A 6,411-nucleotide genomic window follows, 5' to 3' on the forward strand; every position below is an offset into this window, starting at 1 on the left:
GCCGACGAAGGTGGTGGCGGTGAGGGGGTCGAGAACGGCGCCGACGTGGACGGCACCGTCTCGCTGATCGGCAGCGGCCCCGGCGATCCCGAGCTGCTGACGGTGAAAGCCACTCGCCTGCTCGAGGAGGCCGACGTCGTCCTCCACGACAAGCTGCCGGGGCCAGAAATCCTGGAGCGGATACCCGCCGAAAAGCGCGAGGACGTCGGCAAGCGCGCCGGCGGCGAGCGGACGCCCCAGTCGGCGATCAACGAGCGGCTGGTCGAACTCGCCCGCGAGGGAAAACGCGTCGCCCGGCTCAAAGGCGGCGATCCGTTCGTCTTCGGACGTGGCGGCGAGGAGGCCGAGTACCTCGCCGCCCACGGCGTCCCGTTCGAGGTCGTCCCCGCGGTGACGTCGGCGATCGCGGCGCCCGCGGTCGCGGGTATCCCCGTCACTCACCGCGATCACGCCTCGTCGGTCTCGTTCGTCACCGGTCACGAGGATCCGACGAAAGCCGAGTCCGCCGTCGACTGGGCGGCGCTCGCCGCGACCGGCGGCACGATCGTCGTCCTGATGGGCGTCGGTCGGCTCCCCGACTACACCGCGGCGCTCGACGAGGCGGGGATGGATCCGTCGACGCCGGTGGCGCTGATCGAACGCGGCACCTGGGCCGACCAGCGGGTCGCCACGGGGACGCTCGAGACGATCGTAGCCGTCCGCGACGAGACGGGGATCGAGCCGCCCGCGGTGACCGTCATCGGCGAGGTGGCGGCCACTCGCGACACTGTACAGGAGTTGCTGACGAACGAGCGAACCGAGGTGAACGGCGATGAGTGAGGACGTCACGGACGGCTCGGTCGACCAGGGCGGTACGGAGGACTCGGACGGTCTGCGCGGTCCGGACGGCTCGGACGACCTGAGCGGGCCGGACGGATCGGCGGACCCGCGCAGTCCGGACGGCTCGCTCGACCGGGAGGACCGGACCGCCGGCGTTGCCAACCGGCCGATCGTCGCCGTCTTCCGCCCGGACGACGAGCGCATCGACGACGCGGTTGCACTCCTCAGGGAACTCGGCGCCGAGCCGGTCGCGGACCCGATGCTCGCGATCGAGCCGACGGGACGGACGCCCCGGACGGACGCCGCGTACGCGATTCTGACGAGCAAGACCGGCGCCGAACTCGCCGCCGAGGTCGGCTGGGAGCCAGGCGACGCCACGCTCTGTGCGATCGGTCCCGCCACGGCCGACGCGCTCGCGGCGGTGGGCTACGAGGTCGATGTCGTCCCCGACGAGTACACGTCGAGCGGGCTCGTCGAGCGGCTCGCGGCCGAGCCGGGGATCGCGGATGCCACCGTCGAAGTGGCTCGCAGCGACCACGGCTCGCCGGTGTTGCTCGACGGGCTTCGCGAGCTGGGTGCCGACGTCCACGAGACGGTGCTCTACCGGCTCGCCCGACCGGCGGGAAGCGGCGAGTCGGCCACACTCGCCGCCAGCACCGACCTCGACGCGGCCTGCTTTACCTCTTCGCTGACGGTCGTTCACTTCCTGGAGGCGGCTGCCGAACGCGGCGACGTCCCCGAGACGGTGGCGGGCCTCGAGAGGGCGGTCGTCGGTGCGATCGGCGAGCCAACGCGGGAGACGCTGGCCGACCACGGCATCGAGGTGGATCTGGTCGCGAGCGAGGCGACGTTCGAGGCGTTAGCTCGCGAGGTCGTCCACCGGTTGAAGTGCTAACAGCCCGGGGGCTCATCCGTATCCGGTGAGCCGGTCGGCCGCGTACTCGGCGGCGGGATCGAGCACCGCCCACAGGTGGGCGACGACGCCGACGAGCGGCGGGAGCGCCGAGAGCAAGAACAGCGAGTCGTAGAACCAGAGATTGCCGCCCATGGCGGCGACCGCGGGTTCGAGGCCGCGATGAGCGACGAGGACCGCCGCCAGGATGGTGAGCCAGAAGGCCAGGGCGGCGCCGTGTTCGCGCAGCTCCGGTGGGGCGTCGGTCCGTTCGAGCACGAACGTCGGCAGTGCCGTCGCGAGGTAGCCGAGCAGGGCAACGACCGCGAGCGCCACGATGGCGTCGGCCAGTGCGGCGAACGTCGAGCCGGAGACGTCGAGCCCGGGGAGCAGACTGAGCACGAAGAGCACGACCAGTAGCGCGACGGCCGCCAGCGCGAGTTTGCACAGCCAGCGGACGGGGCGGTGATCGTCGACGGACCGCGACCAGCGACTGGATCGAGTGGAGGACATTGCGACTCGAATCATCCCGACGACGACCGTAAAAGGGAGTCGCCGTTGACCGTCGTTCAGCCGTGAACGATCGGGCTGAACAGTTTGGACCGGTGTAGTGGCCCATCCCGGGAGACGGTGACCCGCGACGCAACCGCAGGTTTATCTCCGAAGCCGGACCACTCCAGCGTAGATGACCGGCCCCGTCCCCGCGCTCGCCGACCGTGCGAGCGCGTGCGCCGACCGGCTGCTCGCAGCCGATCGCGTGCTGTTGGCCTCCCACATCGACGCCGACGGCCTCACCAGCGCTGCCGTCGCCGCCAGCGCGCTGGAGCGGGCGGCGATCCCGTTCGAGGTCGTCTTCGAGAAACAGCTCGACGCGGAGGCCATCGCGGGGATCGCGGCCACGGAGTACGAGACGGTCTGGTTCACCGACTTCGGTAGCGGACAGCTCGATATCATCAGCGACCACGAAGCGGCGGGCGCGTTCACGCCCGTCATCGCCGACCACCACCAGCCGGTCGACGCCGACACCGCGTTCCACTGCAACCCCCTGCTCGAGGGGATCGACGGTGCCTCGGAGATTTCGGGCGCCGGGACGGCCTATCTGATCGCGCGAGCGATGGCCGATTTCGCCAACGTCGACGACGAGAGCGACCCGCAGGACGCGGTCGCCGACGGCGGCGCCACGGCTGCGACCACCGCTCGCGCCGACAACCGCGACCTGGCGGCGCTGGCGGTCGTCGGCGCCGTCGGCGACATGCAGGCGTCGAGCGGCGAGCTCCACGGCGCGAACGCCGCGATCGTCGAGGAAGGCGTCGCCGCGGGCGTCCTCGAGACGGGCACCGACCTCGCGCTCTACGGCACGCAGACCCGACCGCTCCCCAAGCTGCTGGAGTACGCCACCGACGTCTACATTCCCGGCATCTCGAACGACCAGAACGGGGCGTTGCGCTTTCTCGACGGACTCGACCTCGAGACGAAACGCGACGGCGACTGGCGCCGGTGGGCCAACCTCGACGCCGACGAGAAACAGACCGTCGCGAGCGCGCTGATCGAGCGGGCGGTCTCGCGCGGCGTACCCGCGTCGAAGATCGAGACGCTCGTCGGCACCAGCTACCGGCTGGCGGCCGAACCCGTCGGCACAGAGCTTCGGGACGCCAGTGAGTTCTCGACGCTGCTCAACGCGACCGCCAGGTACGAGCGCGCCGACGTCGGCCTCGCCGTCTGTCTGGGCGACCGCGACGGCGCCCTAGAACGGGCACGCACCCTCCTCAGGAACCACCGCCGGAACCTCTCTGCGGGGATCGACCTCGTCACCAGCGAGGGTGTCACCACCGAAGACCACGTCCAGTGGTTCCACGCCGGCGATCGCATCCGCGAGACGATCGTCGGCATCGTCGCCGGGATGGCACTCGGCAACGATGGCGTCGACCGCAGCCGACCGATCCTCGCGTTCGCCGACAAATCCGACGAGGAAGACGCCGTCAAAGTCTCCGGGCGCGGTAGCCACGCGCTCGTCCGGCAGGGACTCGACCTCTCGGCGGTGCTGGGCGAGGCGGCGCGGGCCGTCGGCGGTGACGGCGGCGGCCACGACGTCGCCGCAGGTGCGACCGTGCCGGCAGGCGAGGTCGAGAGCTTCGTCGCGCTCGCGGACGGCCTCGTCGGTGAGCAGCTTTCGGAGTAGGAGCTAGTCGGTGGCGAGATGCGCTGAACCATCTCGGGTATGAGCACATCTTTTTGGTAAGTGGCTAGTCGGGGAGCACAGGAAGCGCCCGACCAGACGGGCCCGAACGTCCTTCTACACCGCCGGTCAGTCCCGTTCGCGGGTCGACACCGCGAGCCCGCTGCCGACGGGCAGGACGACCGTGTGGAAGTCGTCGTCCGCCCGCACCGTGTCGAGGTAGTCGGCGATCCCGCGCGTGTTCGCGTCGTCGGGCAGCGACTCGCCGGACTCGACGTAGGGCAACAGATCCCGGTAGTCGACGGCGCCGCTGAGGACGTTGTCCGCGATCACGACGGCACCGGCTGGCAGTTTGTCCCGGACCAGCGCGAACGCGTCGGCGTAACGGTCTTTCTGGTGGTCGATCAACACCACGTCGAACGGGCCCTCGTAGCGATCGGCGATCTCGATCGCATCACCGCACTCGAAGCTGGCCCGGTCGGCCACTCCCGCCCGCTCTAAGTACTCCTCGGCCATCGCGAGTTCGTCGGCGTCTATCTCTGTGAGGACGATCTCGCCGTCGTCGGCCATCCCCTGGAGGAACCAGTACGCCGAGTAGCCGAAACCGGAGCCGAACTCGAAGATCCGCCGGGCGTCCGTCGCGGCCGCGTACGACCGGAGCACGCCGCCGGCGTCGGGGCCGATGATCGGAAAGCCGTGTTCGTCGGCGTACGCCGCCATCTCCGCGTGAATCGCGTCGTGGGTCGGTCCCGTCGCGCGGAGGTATCGCTGCAGGTCGTCGGAGAGGGACATGCTTCGGAGGAAGACGGACGGAGGCTTAAGCGAGGGGGCCGCAACGGTTCGCCGCGCGTTCGGTCGGGTCCTGCGAGTACGGCTGACTCCGACGGTTCAGGTGCGACGTATCCTCCCACTCCCTCTCCGACGGTTCAGGTGCGACGTATCCTCCCACTCGCCGCCCGCCGATTCTCAGCCCTCGACCACGGTCAGTACGCCCGCCCGTATTCGCACCGCCTGGGGGAGGTAGTACTCTTCCAGCGAGCCCAGCGGAACCGGTGCGTCGAAGCCGGTGACGCGCTCGATCGGTGCTTCGAGGTGATAGAGCGCCTCCTCCTGGATCGTGGCGGCCACCTCGGCGCCGACGCCGGCCGTCTTCGGCGCTTCGTGGACGACGACCGCGCGGCCGGTCTTCCGGACGGAGGCGAGGATCGTTCCGCGGTCGAGGGGCGAGAGCGTCCGCAGATCGACCACCTCGACGTCGAGCCCGCGCTCGCCGGCCAGCGCCTCGGCGACGGCGAGCGCTGGCTGGGTGCTCGCACCCCAGGTGAACAGCGAGAGGTCCTCACCCTCGCGGCGGACCGCGGCCTCGCCGATTGGAACGACGTGCTCGCCGGTCGGGACGTCGCCGCGGAAGGCGCGGTAGAGGCGCTTGGGTTCGAGAACGATGACGGGGTCCGGGTCGCGGATCGCGGCCGCGAGCAACCCCTTCGCGTCGGCGGGCGTGCTCGGCGTCACGACCGTGAGTCCGGGTTCGTGGACGTAGGCGGCCTCGCGGGACTCGGAGTGGTGCTCGGGCGCGTCGATGCCGGCGCCGTAGGGCATGCGGACGACCATGGGGGCCGCGTACTGGCCACGGCTGCGACTTCGGATCCTGGCCGCGTGGCTCACGAGCTGGTCGTAGGCGGGTGAGGCGAAGCCCATGAACTGCATCTCGGCGACGGGTCGCATCCCCGAGAGCGCCAGGCCGATAGCCGAGCCCACGATGGCCGACTCCGCGAGCGGCGTGTCGACGACGCGGTCGGGGCCGAACTCGTCCTGTAGGCCCTCCGTGGCCCTGAACACGCCGCCGTTCGTGCCGACGTCCTCGCCGAGGACCAGTACGCGCTCGTCGCGGTCGAGTTCGGTCGCCAGTCCTTCGCGGACCGCCTCGACGAGGGTCAGACGCTCCATCTCGGCGGCCCCGTCGGCGACGTCTGCGGTGCTCATTCGTCGACCTCCGCGAAGGCGTCGTCGCCGTACGCCTTCCGGAACGCCTCGTCACCGTACTCCGCCCGTAGCGACTCGAGGTCGGCAAGCTGCTCGCGAAGCCGGTCGGTCGGCTCCTCGTAGACGTGTTCGACGAGTTCTTCGGGATCGGCGGTCACCGCCTCGGCCTCCTCGACCGCCGCGGCGACGTGGGCCTCGACGCGCTGGTCGATCTCCGCTTGCAGGGCGTCGTCGAGGATTCCCTCGCGCTCGAGGAATCGTCCCAGGCGCTTTAGTGGGTCCCGGTCGCGCCACTCGTCGCCGTCCGACTCGTCCCGGTAGGCCGAGGGATCGTCGGCGGTCGAGTGCGGCCCCAGCCGGTACTGGCAGGACTCGATCAGCGTCGGTCGCCGCTCGCCGTCGACGGGGTTCTTCGCCTTCCGCAGTGCGGCCCGCGTCACGGCGTAGACGGCGAGCGGGTCGGTCCCGTCGACCCGGACGCCCTCGATCCCGTAGGCGCGGGCCTTCTCGGCGATCGTCTCGCTCGCGGTCTGGCGCTCGA

At 70.6% G+C, this 6,411-nt stretch carries 7 protein-coding genes; 3 read left to right on the top strand and 4 right to left on the bottom strand.

Annotation, left to right across the window (positions count from 1 at the left end; translation table 11 throughout):
- The first annotated feature begins 45 nt into the window (after window positions 1-45).
- Both cobA and QZT59_RS18845 read left to right on the top strand, forming a co-directional pair.
- Entirely contained in the window at window positions 46-819 is a 774-nt protein-coding gene (cobA, locus tag QZT59_RS18840) for a uroporphyrinogen-III C-methyltransferase (protein ID WP_290819472.1), read from the top strand.
- Window positions 812-1,714, top strand: coding sequence for a uroporphyrinogen-III synthase (locus QZT59_RS18845; RefSeq protein ID WP_290819461.1), 903 nt, complete (start codon window positions 812-814; stop codon window positions 1,712-1,714). The genes cobA and QZT59_RS18845 overlap by 8 nt, the downstream gene beginning before the upstream one ends.
- Before the next feature lie 12 nt (window positions 1,715-1,726).
- On the opposite strand, the gene QZT59_RS18850 is transcribed toward QZT59_RS18845, so the two are convergent.
- Window positions 1,727-2,224 (bottom strand): hypothetical protein, encoded by a 498-nt coding sequence (locus QZT59_RS18850; protein ID WP_290819463.1) that lies wholly within the window; start codon window positions 2,222-2,224, stop codon window positions 1,727-1,729.
- A 172-nt stretch (window positions 2,225-2,396) separates the two neighbouring features.
- On the opposite strand from QZT59_RS18850, the gene QZT59_RS18855 reads away from it, so the two are divergent.
- Window positions 2,397-3,890, top strand: a complete 1,494-nt coding sequence (locus QZT59_RS18855; RefSeq protein WP_290819465.1) for a DHH family phosphoesterase — start codon at window positions 2,397-2,399, stop codon at window positions 3,888-3,890.
- 126 nt (window positions 3,891-4,016) lie between these two features.
- Here QZT59_RS18855 and QZT59_RS18860 read toward each other — a convergent pair whose 3' ends face one another.
- The 3 genes from QZT59_RS18860 to QZT59_RS18870 form a co-directional block, all read right to left on the bottom strand.
- On the bottom strand, window positions 4,017-4,679 hold the full coding sequence (locus tag QZT59_RS18860) for an O-methyltransferase (protein ID WP_290819467.1): 663 nt from the start codon (window positions 4,677-4,679) through the stop codon (window positions 4,017-4,019).
- Window positions 4,680-4,853: 174 nt separating this feature from the next.
- The gene (locus tag QZT59_RS18865) at window positions 4,854-5,870 is read right to left on the bottom strand and encodes an alpha-ketoacid dehydrogenase subunit beta (protein WP_290819469.1); all 1,017 of its coding nucleotides are present in this window, start codon (window positions 5,868-5,870) and stop codon (window positions 4,854-4,856) included.
- Window positions 5,867-6,411, bottom strand: a 545-nt coding sequence (locus tag QZT59_RS18870; RefSeq protein WP_290819470.1) for a thiamine pyrophosphate-dependent enzyme, incomplete at its 5' end; no start/stop codon positions are given. The genes QZT59_RS18870 and QZT59_RS18865, both read right to left, overlap by 4 nt.

The sequence above is a fragment of the Halovivax sp. genome (assembly GCA_007119345.1).
GTDB lineage: Archaea > Halobacteriota > Halobacteria > Halobacteriales > Natrialbaceae > Halovivax.